Source organism: Gaetbulibacter sp. NE (assembly GCF_025548475.1).
In the GTDB taxonomy this organism is placed as follows: Bacteria; Bacteroidota; Bacteroidia; order Flavobacteriales; family Flavobacteriaceae; genus Gaetbulibacter_B; species Gaetbulibacter_B jejuensis.
This window is the reverse complement of record NZ_JAOQHY010000001.1, coordinates 519033-542216: the sequence shown is the minus strand read 5'-3', so window position 1 is coordinate 542216 and position 23184 is coordinate 519033. Positions and strand designations below refer to the sequence as shown.

The window sequence follows — 23184 nt, the reverse complement described above, 5'->3', positions numbered from 1 at the left end:
ATTTAGTCTCTAAACAACGGTTTATCAAAAAGTAACCATTTAAAACGTATGCCTATTTCGGTAAAAGTAAAACCAGCAGCAGTTGTTGATGCAATATTACTTCGTGTTCCAAATATATTTGCCAAACAACGATCAGAAAAACTATAACCTAACTTACCTTGTACTCTATAGGTACTTTGGCTTTTGTTGTTTTCTATAAACTGTAAACCTGTTGCAGCAGTAAGTTCATAAAACCATTCTTTAGGCTTTGTAATAGCTTCATCTTTAATGATGTTTACAAATACTTCTCCTGCGTTAAACTTTTCAGGAGAAAAATAAACTGTAGGCACTTGGTCTTTAAATGTAATGTATTGGTAGTTTAAACCAGCTTTAAGTGATGGTTTGGGTAAGATGTTATAATACAAAGATGTGAAAAGAAGATTTCTAGTGTTATTGTCATTTTGACTTGTGTAAAAATATTGAGTAAACCATCCTAAATTAAAATTTGTGCTTACGTTATAATTAGCATAAAAGTTATTTTGAACAATTTCTCTATCTAATAATTCGGCATTAAAACTTTGTATTTCGCGTTTGTAGCCAATAGTTAAATCTTGTAATTTATAAGGTTTAATGTTGAAAGAAATATCAGTTAGTAATTGCGTGTAATCACTTGAGCTAGCATTTGCCGATGTTATACCAGCAGTACCTTTAAAAGCAATAGTTGGTATTAATTGATAGGATAATCCTAGGCTGAAATCGTTTGAAGTTGCTTTATTATTGGTGGTAGTATTATTGGTGGTTCTGTAATTGTAGTTTCCTAAAACTTTAAATTTTGTTGAAAGAGGGAATTCTAAATTATTACTAAATGCAAAAGCTTCGTTGTCGCCATTATCAAAAGAGTAAGACGCTTTTCCTTCGTAAAAAGGTGTGAAATTATTATCAAGTGTTGTTATAAAATTAGTTGCGTCCTTTTGTTTGTCGTAGAATTTTAAAGTGTTTTCAGCAGATGTGTAAGCATCGTCATACTTGCCTAAAGCTTTTAATGCATTGGCTTTTCCTAAATTTCCATCAAACGACGTGCTGTCGTTTTGTAAAATGAGATTGTAATCGTCTAGACTCTTTTTGAAATCGCTTCTATAAATATTAAGTGTCGCTCGAAGTGCTAATATCCAATTCTCATTAGGGTTTGTTTCTATTATAGAATTAATAAGTGTGTTTGCTGGCTTATATTTTTTATTCCAAATAAGTGCCTGAATATAACGTTCAGTAGTTTGCTGTTTTGTTTTTTCATCAGATAAAGCCTCTAAACTTTCATAGGCTTGAGAGCTTAAAGCTAAAGCCTTTTTTTCTTTTCCATTTAAGTGTGCAACTAGTGACAAACCATTCAATGCTAAAATTTTGTTTTCAGGATTTTTAGATAAAATAGTATAAGTTGCTTCGGCATCTTCTAGTTTGTTAGCAATTAAGTACAGATTAGCTAAATTGAGAAGTGTGTCTTTGTCATCCTTAAAGAGTTCTAAATTCTTTTTCAGTATGGTTTCAGCAACATCATAGTTTTGTGCTTGTTGATTTTGGTAAGCATAGCCTAAATGCATGTATTTTTTAGAAGTTAGCGCATTCGGATTGTTGTTAGAAACCTCAAGCGCTTTGTCTACATAAATTAAAGCATTTTCATAATCTTTTAAGTTAGACAAGGTGTTTGCATAACTTAACAAAGCAGGAAAACTTTTAGGGTCTTCTTTAATTAAATCTTTAAAGTAGGTTTTAGCTTGATTAAATTCTTTATTCCAAAGTAAAGATTCACCATAATTTAATTTTACTTCAAAATCGGTAGGATAATCGGCAAGTAAGTTGGTAAAAAGAATTTTGGCTTGTTCAGGGTTTCCGTTTAATCCAACAGCTCTTCCAAAACATAAACGCGCTGTTTTGTTATTGGGATATTCTTTTAAAATATGTTTAAAAAAAGCTTCGGCTTCATTGTACTTTCCTGTTTCTAAATATGTAAACCCTTCTTGCATGTTTTGCGAGTAGGCAACAATACTACTTATGAAAAAGATAAATAAAACAAAAGGTTTTAGTTTCATGTTTTAGCGTTTAGTTAATTGCAAGTTAAGCATTCGTATTTAATCATTCGTCTACACCAATCGACCACTCACCGAAATTCAACCATTTTACAGTGTTTTCTGAAAGATATTTGTATCAGAAATCAAAAACAAACACACAAAAATAATTGGATTATGGCACTTAGTATTACAAGAAACGAGAAAACATTTGAAGTAAAAGGGAGAATTAACGCTGCAACTGCAAGCTATTTTCAAGCGCATTTTGCAATTGCACTTAATTCAGGAAACGGATTATCGATAGACATCAATAATGTAACTGAAATTGATTCTAACGGAATGAGAGCTTTAAAATCACTTTATGAAAAAGCAGAAGCTTGGAAAAAGCCATTTTACATTTTAGGTAATGGTTGTAAAGAAATTTTTGACGAGTTAAGACTAAAAAACGTAGCCTAAACAAGTTTGATCTTAAAGCCCTAAAGTCATGCAAGCAACTACTACAATAAAAGTTAAGAAAATGTCTCCAGAACAGCTGTTTATGTTAAGCGTTTTGGCTGTAAACGGAGGAAACTATTTATACAATCTTATTTTAGGTCGTGTTTTAGGACCTGCTCAATTTGCTGATGCCGCAGTATTAATCACTTTTTTGTTGGTGCTATCATTTGTAGCAATGACATTTCAGTTGGTGACTGCTAAATTTTCAGTGATTTTTGAGAATGAAATTTTTAACAGCTTTATAGCTAAAATCTATAAAAATGCTACAATATTTGGTTTAGCATTTGGAGCATTAATAGTCTTTTTTGCTAAAGACTTACAGGTGGTTTTTAATACATCTTCGTCTAGTATGTTCGTTATTTTTGGTATTGGAGTGCCTTTGTATTTTTTAATGAGTGTAAACAGAGGCGTTTTTCAAGGTAAAAAGCAATTTAAAGCATTATCAGTTACTTATCAATCTGAAATGTTAAGTAGACTACTCATTACGCTAGGTTTAATTTTTTTATTCAACATACAGTCTTCAGTAGTTATTGCTGTAGGTATTTTAATTTCTTTTGGGTTTGGTTTAATACCATTCAAGTTTAAAGGATTTAGTTTTAAATCTTCTTATGTGATTCCTTCAACATATTCAAAGCAAGTAAAACGTTTTTTCTTAATAACAGCGTTTTATGAATTAACACAAATTATAATTAACAACAGTGACATATTACTGGTTAAGCATTACTTTGAGTCTTATGATGCAGGTCTTTATGCTTCGCTAGCGCTTATAGGTAGAATCGTTTACTTTATAGCTTGGATGTTTGTAATGTTGTTGTTGCCAACTGTAATTCAACTTAAAAAAGAAGGAAAAGAAACAGCACCTATTTTATTTAAATATGTTGGTTACATAGCAACTATTGCAGCTTTGATAATTATTGGTTGCGCTTTGTTTCCTGAAACAGCTATTACACTACTATTTGGAGATAGTTATTTAGCAATGGCTCCATTGTTATGGAAGTACGCATTAGCAACAGGACTCTTTGCAATATCAAACTTATTTGCTTACTACTATTTGTCTTTAGATAGATATGTTCCAGTGGTTATTTCAGGTCTTTTTGGAATGCTTCAAGTAGGTTTAGTCGTATTCTTTCACGACAGTTTAGAACAAGTGGTACACATGCAAATTATAGCTATGGTGTTGCTGCTATTAATTCAAGTTGTATTCTTTGTAATTGATCAAAAAAGACGTTAAAAAACTTAATCTATAGCAAATTACCATTCGTCTACAGTAAAAGACGTTCTGTCTAAGATCAACCCTTTTTAGGAAATATAAGCCTCAAATTTGTACTATAATTAAAACACAACAAAAACATCAAAAACTTAACCTTATGAAATTAGCAATTGTAACAGCATATCCACCAAGTAAAGTTACTTTAAACGAATATGCATATCATTTAGTAAAGCAGTTTAGACAAAAAGAAAATGTAACTGAATTAATACTATTAACTGATAAAACAGAAGGAGAAAAAGACTTAGAATTTACCGAAGCAGGTTGTAAAATTACTGTAAAAGAATGCTGGAAATTCAATAGCTATAAAAATATTGTTTCAGTAACTAAAGCAATCAACGACACTAAGCCAGATTCAGTATTGTTCAATTTACAATTTATGAAGTTTGGAGATAAAAAAGTAGCAGCAGCTTTAGGATTAATGTTGCCATTAGTTTGCAGATTGAAACGTATTCCAAACATTGTATTATTACATAACATTTTAGAAGAAGTAGATTTAGGAAATGCAGGTTTTACATCTAATAAAATAATGCAAAAAGTGTATGGTTTTATAGGAAGCACATTAACACGATTAATACTTCAGGCAGATACTGTTGCTGTAACAATGCAAAAATATGTTGACATTTTAGAAAGCAAGTACAATGCTAAAAATGTAACATTAATTCCTCATGGCACTTTTGAAGTAGCTGAAGAGCCAAATTATCAAATCCCTGAAGGACCAATGCAAATTATGACCTTTGGTAAGTTTGGAACTTACAAAAAAGTTGAAGGTATGATTGAAGCTGTTGAGCTTGTAAGAGAACGTACAGGATTAGATTTAGAAGTAGTTATTGCAGGAACAGATAACCCTAACGTACCAGGATATTTAGCTAAAGTGCAAGAAGATTATAAGCATGTGCCACAAGTAAGATTTACAGGTTATGTTGAAGAAGAAGATGTGCCAGTAATTTTTAATGAAAGTGCAGTTGTTGTATTCCCTTATACATCTACAACAGGAAGCTCTGGTGTCTTACACCAAGCAGGAAGTTATGGAAAGGCTGTTGTAATGCCAGATTTAGGAGACTTAGCATTATTAGTAAAAGATGAAGGATACCAAGGTGAGTTTTTTGAGCCAACATCTGTAGAGAGTTTAGCAAATGCTATTGAAGCAATTGTGGTAAATGATAACTATAGAGAGCAGTTAGGACAAGCTAATTATAAAGCAGCTACAGCATTTCCTATGTCAACAATAGCAGATATGTACCTAAATAATTTTGAGCAAATTATAGACAGAAAAATCAATAGAGAAGAAGTAAGTACTTCAGAAATTATTCTCTAGAAATATATTTAAAAGAAAGTTTTTTGGTATTATTTTTATTAATGAAACCAAATTGTTTTTGAGTGTTTTTGAGCCAAGGAAGTCTACCAACGACTTCCTTTGGTATTTTATCAAAGTCGTACAAGGTCCAAGACATAAATTGTAAATTGTTTTTTGCAATGATGCTTTGGGCTTTTTTATGATAATTAGCTTGGTCTTCTTCTGAAGCGCCAAACGGATTCCAAAATCCTGAATAAGATGATAACCCAAATTCTTGTAGCACTAATGGTTTGTCTGTTTTAGATTTTAGCGTTTTAATTTCGGTGTCTAAATTGTCTAAATCTTCGTAATAATGAAACGAAACTATATCAACATCATCTTTTAATATAGTAGCGCTTTTGGTGTTTGACCAACCAATGGTAACAGGGTGAATGCTATCAACAGATTTTACCAAATCAATCATGTTGTCTAACCAAGCAATAACATTATCTTTCCCTCTAGATTCAAAATCTAAATTAGGTTCATTTTTAATATCCCAAGCAAGTAAAGCGTTATGATTTTTTAGTGCCTTTACAATAGTTTCAGCATGTCGCTGATTTAAGGTCCAATTTAGTACAGAGTAATCTCCGTAAAAATCAAATAATGTTACAACAACTTTTAGCTTGTTTTCTTCAGCAGCATCTAGAGTTTGTTGTAGTTTGTTTAGTTTTTCGGGGTTTACATTGGCTTTACCAAAATCATCATATTGCACAAAAATTCTAACCGAATTTAATCCAGCATCTTTTATAATTTTAAAGTCTTTGCTAATGGTGTCTTTAGAAAAACTATCACCAAACATATTCCAAGGATTTGCTTGCGGATAATAGTTTATTCCTTTTATGCTCAAAGGACTAACTGAAACAGATTTTGGTGCTGCATTGTCTGCATTAGTTGTTTCTTTTATAAAATGTCTAATACGCCAAAAACCATCTTCTAAAAGTAAAACCACTTTGTAGGTAGAAACTTCTTTGGTTTCTAGTAGTTGTTTTTTGTTTTGAAATACACGTTTGTATTCCTGTACATTACGATCAGTGATTACTGCTAGTTGTCCGTCTTCACTAAAAAACTCTAATGTGATATTGTGACTTAAAGTAGTAGATTCTACAGTGATGTTTTTAGAACTGTTTAGTGCAATAAATTGGTATATATTTTCTCTTGCACTATCAGTAAAATAATCTTCTATGCCATTTTTTGTATTGGTTTTATAGGCAACATGCCTAACATACCACGCATCTAAATAATCATTTTGAATTGCTTTTAGGTTTTCACTATCAATGGGTCTGCCTTCGTTGTTTGTAGATTGCCAATGTACTTTAGGTAAATATTGATCTATCTTTTTTATTTCTGTATGTAGCATTGCACTTCTGTCAGCACCTGTATTTAAGTAGCTGTATAAAGCGCTCACGCCAAAAATAATCAATGCAATAATTACTATGTACGAAGCCAAAAGTGCAGCACGCAATATGTTTTTGTTAAGGCTTACCATAGTGTTTTATTTTTAAAGTTTTTTTCTATGCCAGCAGCAATAACCGTAAAGTCATATTGTCCTTTAAGGTAAATGTTTTCGTTAATATTAAAACTCACAAAACCATTATAAGAGGTTTTTATTTCAGACTGAATAAGTGCATTGTTTTTGTAAATATGAAGTGTTACCTGCAAGCCGTCAGGAATCATTTGTTGCATGAAACTTTGTAAAGGACCAACGTTTATAGTTCGGTTGTTTTTTGAAAAAGCAACATCAAAGTCATCTATTGCTTGCTTGTAGTTTATGGTAATTTCATCACTTTCAGCCATACCATCAATAAAGGCTTTAACTACCCAATTGTCACTATAATCAGGATGAATCATTTTTGCAGTAGCAACACCATCAATAGTTGTTCCGGAGGTTTTTAAAATATTTCCTTGACTATTTGTAATAATAAAAGTTACAAATGTACCGTCGCTCACAGTGTTATTAAATTGGTCTTTTATAATTGATGTTGAAAAAGTTGTTATTTGATTTCCGTCGGCATATTCATGAGGACGTTTTGAATAAATATTGAAATTTGAAGGTATTGCAGCAGTAACATTAATGGTAAACTCTTTAGAATTTGTGCCTAAACTTTCAGAAGAAATAAGCATTCTGCCATGTTCAGTTTTAGAATAAATGTTTTTATAAGCAATTAAGTTATTTGTGAAAATAGCACTAGTATCTTCTGATGCTAAAAATTGATGTTTTGCATTAACCTGTGTGTTTGAAGGAACAGGATTATCAAGTGAATCTGTTGGTATCACTACAAGCATGGTGTAATCTGTTCCGCCAGCTTCGATACTTGGCGGACCAATATAGGTTTCCATAGTGGCAACTTCAGCTTTTGGATTGATATTAAACTTTCCTGAAAGCAACGTACTGTCGTTAACAAGCTTCCAGTTTACAACTCCTGTTTTATTTGAAATTGCTTCGGGAATAGTATAAGCTAAAGTGTTATCAGTTATTGCACCCGAAATTAATGTGGAGCCATAACTGCTAGAGCAATAAAGTAAAGGTGTTGAGGTTTCGTTACCAGAAAATTTTAATGTAATGGCATTACCAACTTCAAACTGTGTTTTGGTAGTTAGAAGTTTTATGTCTTTTACTGATTTTTGTTGCTGAACAACAAAAAACGATGATAAAAACATCAAGCATAAAATAAACAAGTATGTGCCTTTTATTTGCATTAATTAGGGTTTCCTATATAGGTGTTAATTTCAATTTTTATATAACTAAAATCAGGATGCTCAATAGGTTGTAATTGTGCAGCAGTATGATTTTGTATTCTGTTTGATATAATTTTTGAAGCAATGGCTTTGTTAGGTAAACCATTGACATAAATATTTTCCATATTTTCAGAAATTACAGCTATAGTTTCATTGTTTAAAATATCATATTTAAAATCTTGTTTGCGCTGTTGTCTAATGCCTTCTTTTATAAACAAGTGATCAACCCAAACCATTTCTTTATTTGCATTGTAATAGGTAATAAGTAACTGTGGTATGGTTATTTCTTGAATGCCACTATTAAAAAGATTGCCATTAATTGAGCTGTTAGTAATGTGAATGTCGCTTAATACCACATTTTTATATAAATCAGAACCAGAAACATTTCCAGCTACTTGCAAGTTGAATTTAGTTGGTTGTTCTTCAAATTCAATCGGAGTAAACTCGTCAGGATTGAAAGTGTCTGGTATGGAGTCTTGCGTTTTAGACCATGCAATACCTTCAAAATTTATTCTAAAACTACTAGATTCTTTAGGCATTAATTTATGCTTTACATGATATTTAGCATTGTAAGTGGCTAGTTGTTTATTGGCATCGTTATAAAGTGTGCCTTTTAAGGTGACATCAGCAGGAACATTATCAATATTTTGTACTTCGCCAACAATAGCATAGCTATTATTATGTTTTACCAATTTTGCCGAAACAACTTCTAAAACAGGTTGTTTTAAAATGTCTTCATGATGCGTTTGCTCTGTCGTGATACGTCTTCTTCCTTGGTTGAAATATTGTGTGGTATTATTTGAATACAGTTGGTCTGGTGGCAAGTCGTTATTTAATTCGTCTGGTTGTAAAAACCAGTTCCCTTTAATTTTTAAAAGGGATTTGTAATCGACCTTTTCAATTTTTTCAAGAGGTGTAATCCATTGACTCGTTACTTTTGCAGAAGCAACACTATCATTGTGTTTTGTGATTTCAGTAGTAATTGCATCCATTTTAGCATAGCTGCTTAACAATCCGTCGGTAACAGAAATTTCTAGCATGTATTGCGCAATATCAATATTGCTTTTTGGGTTGATTAAACTATGAGCTTTTTCAAACTCTTTAAAATCTAAAGCATCATAATAAGCAATAATAGCATTTTCAGGACTGCGTTGCGAATCGTTTTTTAAGTAAAAAAGATAAATACCATAAAATACAGCAATAGCTAAAATAAAAGACCAAAGGTGCGTTATGCGTAACAGGTTTTTAGAAAAGTGTGAATAGTTTACAGGGTATTTTAAAAAATCAGGAATTGGTTTAAAACGTGTTTTAAGCATGTTAACCCATAGCATTTGAATGTTTAAAACAAAAGCAATTAAAACCGTTAAAAAAGGCATAATTCCCCAATGTATTTTTAACCATTTAGCAACATCATCTTTTGGTAAAATAGACGAAACAGGAGGAATGTTTAAACGTTCCCAAACCATAATGCCATTTTCTAACTGACGTAAACGTTGCCAACCACAAAAGTAAAGGATTGGGTCGTAAAACTTATCGTTAGAAAAAATATACTTAAGATTATATTTTTCAGGTGTTGTTAAAAACTGTTGTAAAGAACCAATACCTGCAACACCTTTAAATTTTGAGTTTTCTAAACGTTCTATAGGGCGAGTGGTAAGTTCAGGTAATCGTCTTGCCGAATGGTAATTGCCATCTACAGTCATAGCATTGGTTTGTGCACTTAACCAAGCCATTTGGTCACCAAAACCAAGTGTTAAAAATCGCCACTTATCATGATCATCCTGGTTTAGGAAATTCACAATAGGAAGCATTTTTATTTTTTGCGGTTGTGATGGTCTAAAATAGCCTAAACTCATTGTGAATACAACCATAAAAACAAATAAACCAGCAAGAATACCTCCAATAATACGATGGTAAATAGCGCCAAATCGTGATTGAATTCTAGCTTTTAAATCACCTTCAACAAGTCGGTAGGCAAATTCACCAAGCATAGGTATAGACATAATAGATGCCCAAAGTGTAAATCTATCTAACGTTAAAATATTGAAAGCAGTTTCACCAAGCATTTTTCTAGGAATAGGTGTTGTGCCTCCAGTTCCTAAAACGGTTAATATTGTTATGGATAACCCAAAAAATAAATAACGCTTACTGTAATATCTGTAAAAAATGTAAGGAAGTAGAATAAGTAAAACGCCCCAAGGAATTAAAAAGAAAACTAAACCAGAAGATGTAATCTCAAGAAAATTATCTCTAGAACCATGCGGAATAGGGACTTGTGTAATTGGGTTAGCTTTTGAGTTTAACCAATAAGGAAATATACAGCCAACAATAAGCACTAAAGAACAGCCTCCAAAAACAACAATGCGTTTAAAAAGTTTAAAAAAGCTACTTAAAAATACTTTAAAAGTAACAGCTTTCATGGTGCCAACTTGCTCTTTTGAGACATCCATAAGTACCATGCCTATCAAAGGAAATATAAAAAAGACCATCCCAAAAATAGGTGTCACATGATGAGACGTAACAGTAACAGCAATCAATGATAAAGAGGTTGCTAAATACCATTTCTTACCAGTTTTAAGCCATAAGTATATTTCTGGTAAGGCATGCATTAAAACTGAAATACCAACAATACTTGGCAATTGCCCAAAAATATGTAGCGTTTCAACAAACGAAGAGGAGAACACAGCCAAAACAGAAGCGTATCCTGCAACGGTTTTGTTTGCAGTCATCATTAATGAAAACCTATAAGCACCAGTTATAAAAAGAACAATAGCAATAAGCGCGACACTAAATAGACCAAATTTTAAACCACCAATTAAAGAAAGTAACGCTATACTTTGGTGAACTAATGGCGGATAACTTTGTACTGTAAAGCCAGTATACCATTTATAATTCCAGGGTTCAAACCAACTGTTAGCATAATGATCAGCAAAAAACAAATGAATTAATGCATCATACGTAGTCTCTAATGTAAAAAAGATAGAACTACCATGAAACGCTAAACCAAGTAGGAGCGCAGTAATTAAATATTTGTTTGAAGTTTCTTTCATTTAGGGTTAAACATTTCAACAATGTAAAGATAAATAAATTAGATAGTGGTTCATTTTTTAATCATCTACAGCAATCTACCATTCGTCGACACTAAAATATAGGTTAAACTAAAATTATCTTTTTAGAGCGTCTTTGAGAGTACTTTTGGAGTATCAAAAACAATTAAAAATAATTCATTATGAAAGTTTTAGCAATAGATGATCAACAATTAGTGTTATTACCACTTCAAAAAAGATTAATAGAATTAGGTTACGATGTAAAAATTGAAACTAAAGGTAAAGATGGAATTGAAACATACAATTCATACCAGCCAGATTTAGTAATTGTAGATGTAAATATGCCAGATATTTCTGGATTAGATGTTGTAAAACACATAAGAATTACTAAAAAAGCACAAACACCAATCATGGTATTGTCTGGAGACACTAAAGATGAAACAATAACTGAAGGTTTTGAATTAGGAATAGATGACTATATGAAAAAACCTTTAAGCTTAAACGAAATCAGCGCTCGTGTAAAACGATTAATAGGTGCGCCAAAAGTTATATCAGCTGTGGAAAAAAGTGATGTTATGATTCAACAACGTTGCGTAGGTGTTGTAATCCCTTGTTATAATGAAGAAGAGCGTTTATTAAGTGATGAGTTTTTAAGCTATATAGATAAGAATTCAGGATACCACCTTTGCTTTGTAAACGACGGAAGCAAAGACAATACTCTTAAGGTTTTAAAAGAGCTTCAAAAAGGAAGAGAAGACTTTATAACGGTGTATGACTGTGAGAAAAATGGCGGAAAAGCAGAAGCTGTTAGATTGGGTATGTTACACATGGCAAAAAAAGCCGATTTAGATTACATAGGATTTTTAGATGCCGATTTGTCTACAGATTTATCAGATTTTGACGATTTAGTAAAAACTATTGAAACTTCAAATTTTAAAATTGTAAGCGGTTCTAGAATATCTAGAATGGGAGCTAATATTACCAAAGAGTCTGCTCGTAAAATAATAAGCTTAACAATCAATTTTATAATCAGAAAGATTTTAAAAATGGATTTTAAAGATACACAATGTGGAGCTAAAATCTTTAGTAAAGATGTTATAGAAGTAGCCTTTAAAGATAAGTTTGTTACACAATGGATTTTTGATGTAGAAATCTTTAAAAGAATGAGTCAACACTTTGGCTTAAAACAAGCAAAGGCATTGCTTTGTGAGCAGCCATTAAAAAGATGGATACACGCAGATGGTTCTAAACTATCAATGAAAGATTCTGTAAAAATTGTAATGCAGTTAGCTCAAATAGCTTGGGTGTATAGATCAAAGCCAACGTATGACCAAATTGAATTACAACAAGTGAACTTTGAGATAAACTAACTATTACTCAAATTTTCAAACTCGTAAAACCATTATTTGTTTTATTATTGCAAAATAATATTCTACAACATGAGCGTTTTACAAACATTACAAGAAAGAAGCAATACCAGCTGTGAACTTTGTGGTTCTAAAACAGGTTTAAAACAATACAATATTCCGCCAGCACTAAATGAAACTGTAGATACAAGTATTCTTGCATGCGAAACCTGTTTTAATCAAATTGAAGGTAATGAAGATATGGATGCTAACCACTGGCGTTGTTTAAACGACAGCATGTGGAGCGAGCACAAAGCAGTACAAGTAATGGCTTGGAGAATGTTACAAAGACTTCGTAAAGAAGGTTGGCCACAAGACTTACTAGATATGATGTATCTAGATGACGAAACAATGGCATTTGCAAAAGAAACAGGTGAGCATAAAGACGACAGCGAAAAAATTATTCATAGAGACTCTAATGGTGTAATATTGGAACATGGTGATTCTGTAGTGCTTATTAAAGACCTTAAAGTAAAAGGCTCAAGTATGGTAGCTAAACAAGGAACAGCTGTTCGCAACATTCGTTTAGATCATGAAAACGCCACTTATATTGAAGGAAAAGTTGACGGACAACAAATTGTTATTGTTACCGAGTATGTAAAAAAGCTTTAATCATCCCTTCTCTTTCTACTGAAAAGCCCTAAACCTAAGGGTAAAAAGATAAACAAGAAGAAAAATTTACCGCTTACTACACCATAAATTGTAATAAGTAGCGCAATAGCTAGTATTAAATAAGTGTGTTTGTTTTTCATGTCAGCTCGTTTGTCTAAAAACATAAGGCGTCAAGCCTTTAAGAGATTTGAACTGTCTGTTGAAATTGGACATATTATTAAATCCGCAATGTTCAGCTATTTGAGCAATAGTAATTTCTTTATCTAAAATTAATTGTTTGCAGGCATGCTCAATTCTTAGCTCATTTAAAAATTGAATATAAGTTTTATTGGTGCGTTTTTTAAAGTATTTACAAAATGCGTTTTTGGTCATTGCTGCAATTTCTGAAATCGTTTCAAGTGTAATATTTTCATGAAAATGATTCATAGTATACTCAAAAACATTTCGCATTCTCGCACCTTCATTATCAGTGTATTTTTTGTCGTATATAAAAGAAGATAAACTTTTATAGTTTGCTGAAGACGTCAGTTTTAAAAGCTGAAGCAAGATGATTAGTCGGTTTAATTTTGAAGCATTTTCTAATTTAAAAAACAGTTCACTTGCTAGTTTTTGTTTAGATGTAAGTTTAAATCCGTGAGTTGCTCTTTTAAAAAAAGGTTGAACCTCTTTCAGTTCTTCAAGTTGAAAAAAAGTGCTTCCAAAAGTCTTTTTAGTAAAAAACAATGTTAGCATGTGTGATGTGTTGCACGTACTCTCATCACTTTTAAACACATGAGGCAAGTTGCTGCCAATAATAAGTATGTCGCCTTTAGAATAGTAGTTAATAGTATCGCCAACTAGTAATGTACCTTCACCTTCAACAATAAAACTCATTTGTATTTCTTCGTGTTGATGTAGCTTATCATAAAAAATAGCTGCGTTATCAACTTGATAGACAAAAGCATCTTTTTCAGGTTTTGGAATTTTAAAAGGTAATACTCGCATTTAAAATGGCTGTTTTTATTTCTGTGAAAACAAATTTATAATTAAATACTATTCAAAATTAAGTATAAATATACTAAACTGGATAATATAATATCAATTAAGGATAACTGCTTATTAATTTTTTAGTCAATTGTTACTCTAAATTTACACTATCAAAAAAACGTAATTTATGAGTATACAATGGAAAGGCGTTATGCCAGCAGTTACTACAAAGTTCACTGACACTGATGAACTAGATTTAAAAATGTTTGAAAAAAATATCAATGCTCAGTTAGAAGCTGGTGTACATGGTATTGTTTTAGGAGGAACTTTAGGAGAAGCGAGTACGTTGTTAGATGAAGAAAAGCGTATTCTAACAAAAACTACAGTAAATCTAGTAAATTCAAGAGTTCCTGTCTTGGTTAATGTGGCAGAACAAAGTACCAAAGCTGCAATTGCTACAGCTCAAAAAGCTGAAGTTGATGGAGCACAAGCACTCATGATGTTACCTCCAATGCGCTATAAATCTGGAAATAAAGAAACTGTAGAATACTTTAAAGCAGTTGCAAATAATACCTCATTGCCAATAATGATTTACAACAATCCTGTTGACTATAAGGTAGAGGTGAGTTTAGATATGTTTGAAGAATTACTCAAGTGCGATAACATTGAAGCAGTAAAAGAGTCCACGCGAGATATCTCTAACATTACTAGAATTAAAAACCGATTTGGTGACCGATTAAAAATCATGACAGGAGTTGATACCTTAGCGTTAGAAAGTCTGCTCATGGGAGCAGATGGCTGGATTGCTGGTTTGGTTTGCGCGTTTCCAGCAGAAACGGTTGCAATTTACGAACTTCAAAAAGCAGGACGCATTAAGGAAGCAATTGACATTTATAGATGGTTTTTGCCGTTGTTGGAGTTAGATATAAACCCTAAATTAGTACAAAATATTAAACTCGCTGAAGTTTATACTAAAATAGGAACCGAAAATGTTCGTGCTCCTCGTTTGCCATTACATGGAGAAGAGCGCAAACAGGTTATAAAAATCATAGAAAAGAGTCTGGAAAATCGACCAAAACTTCCAGATTATAAAAATTTATAAACTAATTTGGGTGTTCCCACGCAAAAAGCGTGGTCAGGCTTTCGGCACTCGCTTTTACCTTTTTGTCATTCCGCACTTCGGTTCGGAATCCTTAAAAGCTAAAGAGCTCAAACAAAGCCTCAATCCTTAACACAATAAAAAATGTTAGACATAAGACCAACATGCGAACATTGTAATAAATCATTGCCTTATGATTCTCGGGAGGCAATGATATGCACATTTTGTAAGGATTGTGTAGAGAACGTTTTACAGCATGTATGTCCTAATTGTGGAGGCGATTTTGAGAAACGACCAATACGACCAAAACAGCTTTTAAAAAAATACCCTGTTTCAACAAAAGTGATTTTTAAACCAGTAGATGTTGAAGCACATTTAAAACGAATTAATAAAAAATTAGACTTTGTCATTCCGCACTTGATGCGGAATCCATAAGTAAAACAAATAGATTCTGCGTCGTAGCGCAGAATGACAATAAGAAATATGATAACCGGAAAAAACTACATAGGAAACAATTTATCATCCAAAGGAACAAAGCAGTACAACACGTTTAATCCGCAGCTCAATATAAAAAATGAGTATGTGTTTACTGAGGCAACTGCAGAAGAAATTGATGAAGCAGTTACATTGGCAACAAGTGCTTTTAAAGTATTTAGGTCAATTTCAAAAGAGAAAAAAGCAGCATTTTTAAACACGATAGCCGATGAAATTTTAGCTCTAGACGATTTGCTGATAAAAACCTATTGTTCAGAATCTGGATTACCTGAAGGCAGAGCAAAAGGAGAACGAGGTAGAACAGTAATGCAATTGCGCATGTTTGCCGATTTAGTAAATGAAGGCTCTTGGGTTGATGCTACAATAGATACAGCATTACCTAATAGAGAACCAGCACCAAAACCCGATTTACGTAAAATGTATATTCCTTTAGGTCCAGTAGTGGTGTTTGGAGCAAGTAATTTCCCTTTAGCATATTCAACTGCTGGTGGTGACACAGCTGCAGCTTTTGCTGCTGGTTGTCCTGTTATTGTAAAATCACATCCTATGCATGCTGGAACAGGAGAATTAGTAGCTTCTGCAATAGTAAAAGCAGCTCAAAAAACAGGAATGCCAAACGGAGTGTTTTCAAATTTAAATAGTAGCGGAATTGAAGTTGGTGAACAATTGGTTAAACATTCAGGAGTTAAGGCAGTAGGTTTCACAGGAAGTATTAATGGCGGAAGAGCATTGTACGATTTAGCTGCTCAACGCGATGAGCCAATTCCTGTGTTTGCTGAAATGGGAAGTATAAATCCTGTTGTGATGCTTCCAAAATCAGTAAAAAACAATTATGAGAGTTTAGCAAAAACCTATGCGAGTTCTATCACGTTAGGAACAGGTCAGTTTTGTACCAATCCAGGTTTAATTTTAGGAATTAAAGGTGATGATTTAACCAATTTCATCATTAAATTATCTAAAGAAATTATAAAAATAGATCCTACTTGTATGCTACATCCTAATATTATTAAGGCTTATGATGCTAAACGACAAAAGGCTGTGAATCAAGATAATTTACACGTTGCTGCTGAATATGCTGAAGACGTTAAAACCAACTATGCTAGACAAACAGTTGCAACTGTTTCTGGAAAAGCATTTATAAATAATCCGACATTACATCAAGAAGTGTTTGGTCCATATTCTTTAGTTGTTGAATGTGAATCTGTAGAAGAATTAGAAGCAATTATTTCAAATTTAGAAGGTCAACTTACAGGAACATTAATTGCTCATGATGATGAAGCTGCTCAATATCCTGAAATTGTTTCTGCATTACAAAATAGAGTAGGACGAGTTATTTTTAATGGTGTCCCAACAGGAGTTGAGGTATGTCCTTCAATGACACATGGTGGTCCATATCCATCATCAACTGATAGTCGTTTTACAGCTGTTGGTATTCATTCTATAAAGCGTTGGGTACGTCCATTTAGTTATCAGGATTGGCCTAATGAATTGCTTCCTGATGAACTGAAAAATGAAAATCCACTTGGGATTTCACGTTTAGTAAATAACAAACAAACCACTGAAAAAATATGAAACGCATAAAGCAAATTGCACTTATTGCATTGGTACTATGCTTTGGATGCAACAAAGACCAACAAGTTGAGAAAGCATCAAAATTAGATGAAATTATTAATAGCTATCAAGACCATGAAGGTTATGATTACAAGTCATATCCTTTAGGTCTTTTTACAAAAGAATATTATAAAACCGAAGCTGATTTTGCTCAAAAAACATTAGATGAATTAGCAAAAATTGACACGAGTAGTTTAAGCGAAACTGATAAAATTTCAGCTAAACTTTTAGCGTTTGTGCTTCAAGACCAAATTGATTATTACACGTTTGAACAATACTTAAATCCAATACTTTCTGATGCAGGTTTTCATAGCAGCTTGACTTATGAGGTAAGACCGCTTGCAAATTATAATCAAGTAAAAGATTACTTAAATAAGCTTAATGCTATTCCAGAATTTGTAAATCAGCATCTGGTAAACTTAAGAGAAGGATTAGAAAAAGGGATTTCGCAACCTCTAGTTATTTTTAAAGGTTATGAATCATCTTATAACGATAATATTGTTGAAAATTTTGAAGACAGTTACTACTATTCGCCATTTAAAAATTTACCTTCAGATTTAAGTGAAGCTCAAAAGGATTCAGTGCTAACAGCTGCTAAAACAGCAATCGAAACTAAAGTAACACCAGAATTTAAACGCATTAAAACTTTTTTTGAAACCGAGTATTTCCCAAAAACTAGAACAACTTTAGGTGTTTTAGAAACGCCAAACGGAAATGAGTTTTATCAAAATAGAATTAACTTTTATACAACTAGTACACAATACACAGCAGACGACATTCATAATATTGGATTAAAAGAAGTTGCTCGTATAAAAACCGAAATGGAGCAAATCATAAAAGAGTTAAATTTTGAAGGAAGCTTTGCTGACTTCTTTCATTTTTTAAGAACAGACAAGCAGTTTTATGCTGAAACTCCTGAGGAAATTTTAATGATTGCTCGTGATATGTCAAAACGTATTGATGCGCAGTTGCCAAGATATTTCAAAACCTTACCACGTAAACCTTATGGTGTAGCTCCAGTACCAGATGCTATTGCACCAAAATATACAGGTGGTCGTTACATAGGCACTTCTAAAGAAAGCACAGATCCTGGCTATTATTGGGTAAATACTTACGATTTACCTAGTAGAACCTTGTACACCTTGCCAGCATTAACAGCTCATGAGGCAGTTCCTGGTCATCACTTACAAGGGAGCTTAAATAATGAACTAGGAGACAGTATTCCGCAGTTTAGAAAAAATTTATACCTCTCTGCTTATGGAGAAGGTTGGGGATTATATTCAGAATATTTAGCTGATGAAATGGGTATATACACAACGCCTTATGAACAATTTGGAAAATTAACTTACGAAATGTGGCGTGCTTGCCGATTGGTGGTTGATACAGGAATACATGCAAAAGGATGGACGCGAGAGCAAGTAGTGGATTATATGTCATCAAATACTGCATTATCACTACACGAAATTAATACTGAAACTGACAGATACATTTCATGGCCAGGACAAGCATTATCTTATAAAATTGGAGAATTGAAAATAAGAGAACTACGTCAAAAAGCAGAAAAAGAATTAGGTGCTAAGTTTGATATTAGAGCATTTCATGAAATAATTTTAGAACAAGGCACAGTAACCTTGTCAATCCTTGAAGAGCGAGTGAATAATTATATTCAGAAAGTTAAAAATGAATAAAAACACTTTTGTTTGCATTGATGCGCACACCTGCGGAAATCCTGTTAGGCTTATAAAAGAAGGTGGGCCAAAACTTGTTGGTAAAACAATGAGCGAAAAACGCCAGCATTTTTTAAAAGACTTTGACTGGATACGAAAAGGATTAATGTTTGAACCACGAGGTCACGACATGATGAGTGGTTCAATTTTATACCCACCACACAATCCAGAAAATGATTTTGCCATTTTGTTTATTGAAACTTCAGGATGCTTGCCAATGTGTGGACATGGTACCATAGGAACAATTACCATTGCTATTGAAGAGGGATTGATTACTCCTAAAATACCTGGAAAAATAAAAATGGAAGCTCCTGCTGGTTTAGTAGATATAGAATATCAACAAACAGGTGAAAAAGTAGATTGGGTTAAGCTAACTAACGTGAAAAGCTATTTAGCAGCAGAAAATTTATCTGTTGAATGTCCAGAATTAGGCGAAATTAAGTTTGATGTTGCTTACGGAGGAAATTTTTATGCTATAGTTGACCCACAAGATAATTTTTCAGGAGTTCATGATTTTTCAGCGTCAAAAATTATCCAGTACTCACAAGTGGTAAGACAGCGCATTAATGAAAAATATCCTAATCAATTTATACATCCTGAAAATGAAACTATAAAAGATGTCTCACACATGTTGTGGACAGGAAACCCTATTGATACTAATTCATCAGGTAGAAATGCGGTGTTTTATGGTGATAAAGCTATAGATAGAAGCCCTTGTGGTACAGGAACTTCAGCTAGAATGGCACAATTGTATGCAAAAGGAAAACTGAAGATTGGAGAAGATTTTATTCACGAAAGTTTTATAGGTAGTAAATTTAAAGGACGTGTTGAAAAAGAAGCAACTTTAGATAATAAATTAGCCATAATACCAAGTATTCAAGGTTGGGCAAAAATTTATGGACATAATACAATAACTATAGATACTGAAGACGATCCTTATGCGTATGGATTTCAAGTGATTTAAGACTGAAACAATGAAACAATGAAACAATGAAATAATGAAACAATGAAATAATGATGTAATTATGGAAAAGTCAGAATTTGTAGAATCAATAAAGAAAAGAACAAAGCAGTTAGCTGTCGATATTATCTTGCTTTATGATGAAATTCAGAAAACTGAAGCAACCAGAGTTATTGGTAGGCAACTTATTCGATCTGCAACTTCCACTGCAGCAAATTATAGAGCTGCTTGTATTTCACGTTCAAAAAAAGAATTTTTCTCGAAAATGTCTATTGTAGTTGAAGAGGCTGATGAGACTTTATTTTGGTTAGAAATTTTAAATGATTCTAATTTAGTTTCTGTTGAACATCTTACACCTTTAATGAACGAAGCACTTGAAATTGTAAAAATAGTTTCTAAAGCTAGAAAAAGTGCAGGAACAATTAATTAATTTTATGAAGCACTATTTCATTAAATCATTAAATCCATGAAGCATTGTATAATAATTGGAGGCGGAATTATTGGTTTATGTTCTGCGTATTATCTTCAAAAGGAAGGTCACCAAGTAACTGTTGTTGATCAATCTGGTATGGACTCAGGAGCTTCTTATGTAAATGCAGGTTATTTGTCACCAAGTCATATTGTTCCACTTTCTGCTCCTGGAGTTATGAAAAAAGGATTGAAATGGATGTTTAATTCGTCAAGTCCGTTATACATTAAACCAAGATTAGAATCTGATTTTCTAAAATGGGTCTTAGCGTTTAATAAGTCGTGTAATGCTAATCATGTTAAAAAAGCAATTCCTGCCATAAAATCTATTTCATTGTTGAGTCAGGACTTGTATGACGATATAAAGCAAGCTGAGAACTTTTCATTTCATTATGAAAAGAAAGGGCTTTTAATGTTGTGTCAAACAGAAAAAATGCTTGAAGAAGAAGTTAAAACAGCACATTTAGCTAAACGAGAAGGATTAGATGCATCAGAAATTAGTCTTCAAGATCTGAAAACATTAGAACCTAACGTCAACATAAATGTTAAAGGTGCAACGTATTATAAATGCGATTCACATACTACACCACATGAGTTTATGGCTGAAATGAAAACATATTTACAAACTGTAGGAGTTCAATTTCTTTTAAGTGAAAAAGTAGAAGATTTAACGGTTGACAACGGAAATATTTCAGAAATAAAAACAAATAAGCAATCTTTAAAGGCAGATGAGTTTGTTTTGGCTGCTGGTTCTTGGAGTCACTTGCTCAGTAAAAAATTGGGTATAAAACTATTGCTACAAGCAGGAAAAGGATACAGAATCAATACTACTCAGACTACTGGAATACAAATTCCTTCAATATTAACAGAAGCTAAAGTAGCAGTAACTCCTATGAATGGTTTTACGCGTTTTGCAGGTACTATGGAAATAGCAGGAATTAACCATACAATCAACAGCACTCGAATTGAAGCCATTTCTCAAGCGACAACACGTTTTTATCCTAATGTAGAGTTAACCCAAGAAGAAAAGCAAGATGCTGCATGTGGTTTGCGACCAGTAACTCCTGATGGATTACCTTATATAGGGAAATCTTCAAAATGTGAAAATCTAACCATTGCAACAGGTCATGCAATGATGGGTTGGAGTATGGGAACAGCGACAGGGAAGTTAGTGTCTGAAATTATTTCAAATCATCCAACTTCGCTAGATGTGAATGTTTTTACTCCAGATAGAAGATTTTAGTAGGTAAAATACTCTAAACCTGTGTTTTGTCGACTTTTCTGCTTTGTAATTTTATCTAGTCTAGCTTTTAAGTAGTTTATCGAAAATCTTTCGGTTTTTTATTTCATTTATAGACATTTACACCATTCCCACCCGATTTTAATAGCACCAGATTTATTGTTTAACCTTATAAAATTATGTTTATGAGTCTTAAAATTACTTGCTACAACAATTTTTTTAAAGTCACTGGTGTACTTGATAGAACTAGTGTAGATGTTTTTCATCATGAATTTAGAAATGTATTCGAAAAGTCTGATGAAATTACCATTAGTATTGAAGGCATTGAAAGTATTGATAGATATGGTGTAAGAGCATTAGCTAAACTCCATAACGAATCTATTACAAGACAAAAACGCTTGTCGATTATTGGTTTTGGATGTAAAGAGTTATACGACCACTTTAAAACTAAAGAAACAGCAGCTTAATTTATAATGCGTTTTTTTGGTGCTTAAAAAAGGCATCAGCTTGTAGTTGCATTAATTCTCGAGCTTTTTTGCGCTTGTATTGATACAACTCGTCTTCCTCAGCAATATCGCTGTAGATTTTATTGTTGATGTCTCTATCTGTTTTTAATAGAACATTTCGTTCGTTAACCTTTTGTTCAACCCAAGTTTTAACAGCAGTTTCAGCATCTTCTAGTTTGAAATCATACTCGCCTTTTGGTGATAATAGTTTTGCAAAAATAGGAGAGGTTTCAATAGCTAAAAACAGCAAAAAGATAAAAAACGAAGGCAGCCAAGGTAGTTTGCCTAAAGCATTTACACGAGCCATTAAACCATCAAAACCATCAATAATAGGTTGTGTGGTTGCAATTTGTGTGTCGTAATTGGTTCTAAGCTGAGTAATTTCAGCTTCAATAGCTTCGATTTTTGTTTTATTATCGGCTTTTAGTTGCTGTAATTCCGCTAGAGCAGTATCATGCTTATCACGTTTTTCTTTGTAAACAGGACCTTTGCCTAGTTTCATGGAACCACTTGTGCCTTCAGCTTCAGTAATGTATGTGTCGTAAAGCGCATTAACTTCAACTTCTTTGGTGTTGACTTGATTTCTAAGAAACTCAATATTGTTTTCTAATGCTGCAATTTCAGGAGTGTATTGTTCAGCAATTTGATTTTGATTAGCAAGTGTCATGCTATTCTTTTCTTCTAAAAGCACCTGGTTGATTTCCTTTTCAAAAATCTTTAATTCGAGTGGTTTTGAAATAACTATAGCTATAATCACTGCTAAAATTATCCTTGGAGAAGCTTGTATAAGCTCATCAATAATATTACCTCTTTTTTTAATGGTTGATACTATAAAACGGTCGAGGTTAAAAATGAGTAATCCCCAAATAAAACCAAAAGCAACAGCTGTAAAATAATTATCAAAAACGGTATAAAGCGCATAACTAGCAGCAATAAATGCCATTACTGCAGTAAAAAATACAGTAGCTCCAATACCTGCAAATTTGTTTTGTTCGCCAATAGAACAATTATCAAGAATATCAGTATCAGAACCAGAACAAATGATGAAGAATTTTTTTAACATAACTGATTCGGTTTTTTGGTTGATGTCTATTAGAACGTAAAAAATACTGAATTGTTACAAAAAAAGCCTTGAAAATTCAAGGCTTCAGGTAATTGTAAGTTTTAAGTGAA

The 23184-nt window shown here is 32.7% G+C and carries 20 protein-coding genes; 13 read left to right on the top strand and 7 right to left on the bottom strand.

Annotated features, from left to right (window positions below):
- Positions 1–2: 2 nt before the first annotated feature.
- Positions 3–2063: a tetratricopeptide repeat protein gene (locus OD803_RS02475; protein ID WP_262732242.1), complete on the bottom strand. Its 2061-nt coding sequence runs from the start codon at positions 2061–2063 to the stop codon at positions 3–5.
- 153 nt (positions 2064–2216) lie between these two features.
- Between OD803_RS02475 and OD803_RS02470 the strand changes: the two genes are divergently transcribed.
- The 3 genes from OD803_RS02470 (at position 2217) to OD803_RS02460 (ending at position 5119) form a co-directional block, all read left to right on the top strand.
- Entirely contained in the window at positions 2217–2495 is a 279-nt protein-coding gene (locus tag OD803_RS02470) for an STAS domain-containing protein (protein ID WP_131506127.1), read from the top strand.
- A gap of 28 nt (positions 2496–2523) precedes the next feature.
- Positions 2524–3765, top strand: coding sequence for an oligosaccharide flippase family protein (locus tag OD803_RS02465; protein ID WP_262732241.1), 1242 nt, complete (start codon positions 2524–2526; stop codon positions 3763–3765).
- Between the two features lie 136 nt (positions 3766–3901).
- Complete coding sequence (locus OD803_RS02460; RefSeq protein ID WP_262732240.1) at positions 3902–5119, top strand: glycosyltransferase; 1218 nt, start codon at positions 3902–3904, stop codon at positions 5117–5119.
- Here the strand turns inward: OD803_RS02460 and OD803_RS02455 are convergent.
- Genes OD803_RS02455 through OD803_RS02445 form a run of 3 tightly spaced genes read right to left on the bottom strand, consistent with a single transcriptional unit; the run spans position 5109 to position 10923 of the window.
- A complete protein-coding gene (locus OD803_RS02455) occupies positions 5109–6623 on the bottom strand; it encodes a glycoside hydrolase family 5 protein (RefSeq protein WP_262732239.1) in 1515 nt (504 codons plus the stop codon). The two genes, OD803_RS02460 and OD803_RS02455, sit on opposite strands and share 11 nt — an antisense overlap.
- Positions 6617–7834, bottom strand: coding sequence for a hypothetical protein (locus OD803_RS02450; RefSeq protein WP_262732238.1), 1218 nt, complete (start codon positions 7832–7834; stop codon positions 6617–6619). Before OD803_RS02450 ends, OD803_RS02455 begins: the two co-directional genes overlap by 7 nt.
- Positions 7834–10923, bottom strand: coding sequence for a hypothetical protein (locus OD803_RS02445; protein ID WP_262732237.1), 3090 nt, complete (start codon positions 10921–10923; stop codon positions 7834–7836). The genes OD803_RS02450 and OD803_RS02445 overlap by 1 nt, the downstream gene beginning before the upstream one ends.
- A 179-nt stretch (positions 10924–11102) precedes the next feature.
- Here OD803_RS02445 and OD803_RS02440 point away from each other — a divergent pair, with 179 nt between their 5' ends.
- Together OD803_RS02440 and OD803_RS02435 are read left to right on the top strand one after the other, a co-directional pair.
- Positions 11103–12290, top strand: coding sequence for a response regulator (locus OD803_RS02440; RefSeq protein ID WP_262732236.1), 1188 nt, complete (start codon positions 11103–11105; stop codon positions 12288–12290).
- Positions 12291–12359: 69 nt separating this feature from the next.
- Complete coding sequence (locus OD803_RS02435) at positions 12360–12938, top strand: PhnA domain-containing protein (protein ID WP_262732235.1); 579 nt, start codon at positions 12360–12362, stop codon at positions 12936–12938.
- Here OD803_RS02435 and OD803_RS02430 read toward each other — a convergent pair.
- A complete protein-coding gene (locus tag OD803_RS02430; RefSeq protein ID WP_165353656.1) occupies positions 12935–13078 on the bottom strand; it encodes a hypothetical protein in 144 nt (47 codons plus the stop codon). The genes OD803_RS02435 and OD803_RS02430 overlap by 4 nt on opposite strands.
- 1 nt (position 13079) lies before the next feature.
- Positions 13080–13922 (bottom strand): AraC family transcriptional regulator, encoded by an 843-nt coding sequence (locus OD803_RS02425; RefSeq protein ID WP_262732234.1) that lies wholly within the window; start codon positions 13920–13922, stop codon positions 13080–13082.
- Positions 13923–14091: 169 nt separating this feature from the next.
- On the opposite strand from OD803_RS02425, the gene OD803_RS02420 reads away from it, so the two are divergent.
- The 8 genes from OD803_RS02420 (at position 14092) to OD803_RS02385 (ending at position 21972) form a co-directional block, all read left to right on the top strand.
- Positions 14092–15006 carry a dihydrodipicolinate synthase family protein gene (locus OD803_RS02420; RefSeq protein WP_262732233.1) on the top strand — a complete coding sequence of 305 codons (915 nt, stop codon included), beginning with the start codon at positions 14092–14094 and terminating at the stop codon, positions 15004–15006.
- Positions 15007–15147: 141 nt separating this feature from the next.
- Entirely contained in the window at positions 15148–15438 is a 291-nt protein-coding gene (locus tag OD803_RS02415) for a DUF1272 domain-containing protein (RefSeq protein WP_262732232.1), read from the top strand.
- A gap of 48 nt (positions 15439–15486) precedes the next feature.
- Entirely contained in the window at positions 15487–17070 is a 1584-nt protein-coding gene (locus OD803_RS02410; protein WP_262732231.1) for an aldehyde dehydrogenase (NADP(+)), read from the top strand.
- Entirely contained in the window at positions 17067–18797 is a 1731-nt protein-coding gene (locus OD803_RS02405) for a DUF885 domain-containing protein (protein ID WP_262732230.1), read from the top strand. The genes OD803_RS02410 and OD803_RS02405 overlap by 4 nt, the downstream gene beginning before the upstream one ends.
- A complete protein-coding gene (locus OD803_RS02400; protein ID WP_262732229.1) occupies positions 18790–19800 on the top strand; it encodes a 4-hydroxyproline epimerase in 1011 nt (336 codons plus the stop codon). Before OD803_RS02405 ends, OD803_RS02400 begins: the two co-directional genes overlap by 8 nt.
- A gap of 61 nt (positions 19801–19861) precedes the next feature.
- A complete protein-coding gene (locus tag OD803_RS02395) occupies positions 19862–20227 on the top strand; it encodes a four helix bundle protein (protein WP_262732228.1) in 366 nt (121 codons plus the stop codon).
- 36 nt (positions 20228–20263) lie between these two features.
- Positions 20264–21508, top strand: coding sequence for an NAD(P)/FAD-dependent oxidoreductase (locus OD803_RS02390; RefSeq protein ID WP_262732227.1), 1245 nt, complete (start codon positions 20264–20266; stop codon positions 21506–21508).
- A gap of 182 nt (positions 21509–21690) precedes the next feature.
- Positions 21691–21972 carry an STAS domain-containing protein gene (locus OD803_RS02385; RefSeq protein WP_134198550.1) on the top strand — a complete coding sequence of 94 codons (282 nt, stop codon included), beginning with the start codon at positions 21691–21693 and terminating at the stop codon, positions 21970–21972.
- 1 nt (position 21973) lies between these two features.
- On the opposite strand, the gene OD803_RS02380 is transcribed toward OD803_RS02385, so the two are convergent.
- Entirely contained in the window at positions 21974–23074 is a 1101-nt protein-coding gene (locus tag OD803_RS02380) for a DUF4407 domain-containing protein (protein WP_262732226.1), read from the bottom strand.
- Positions 23075–23184 lie beyond the last annotated feature (110 nt).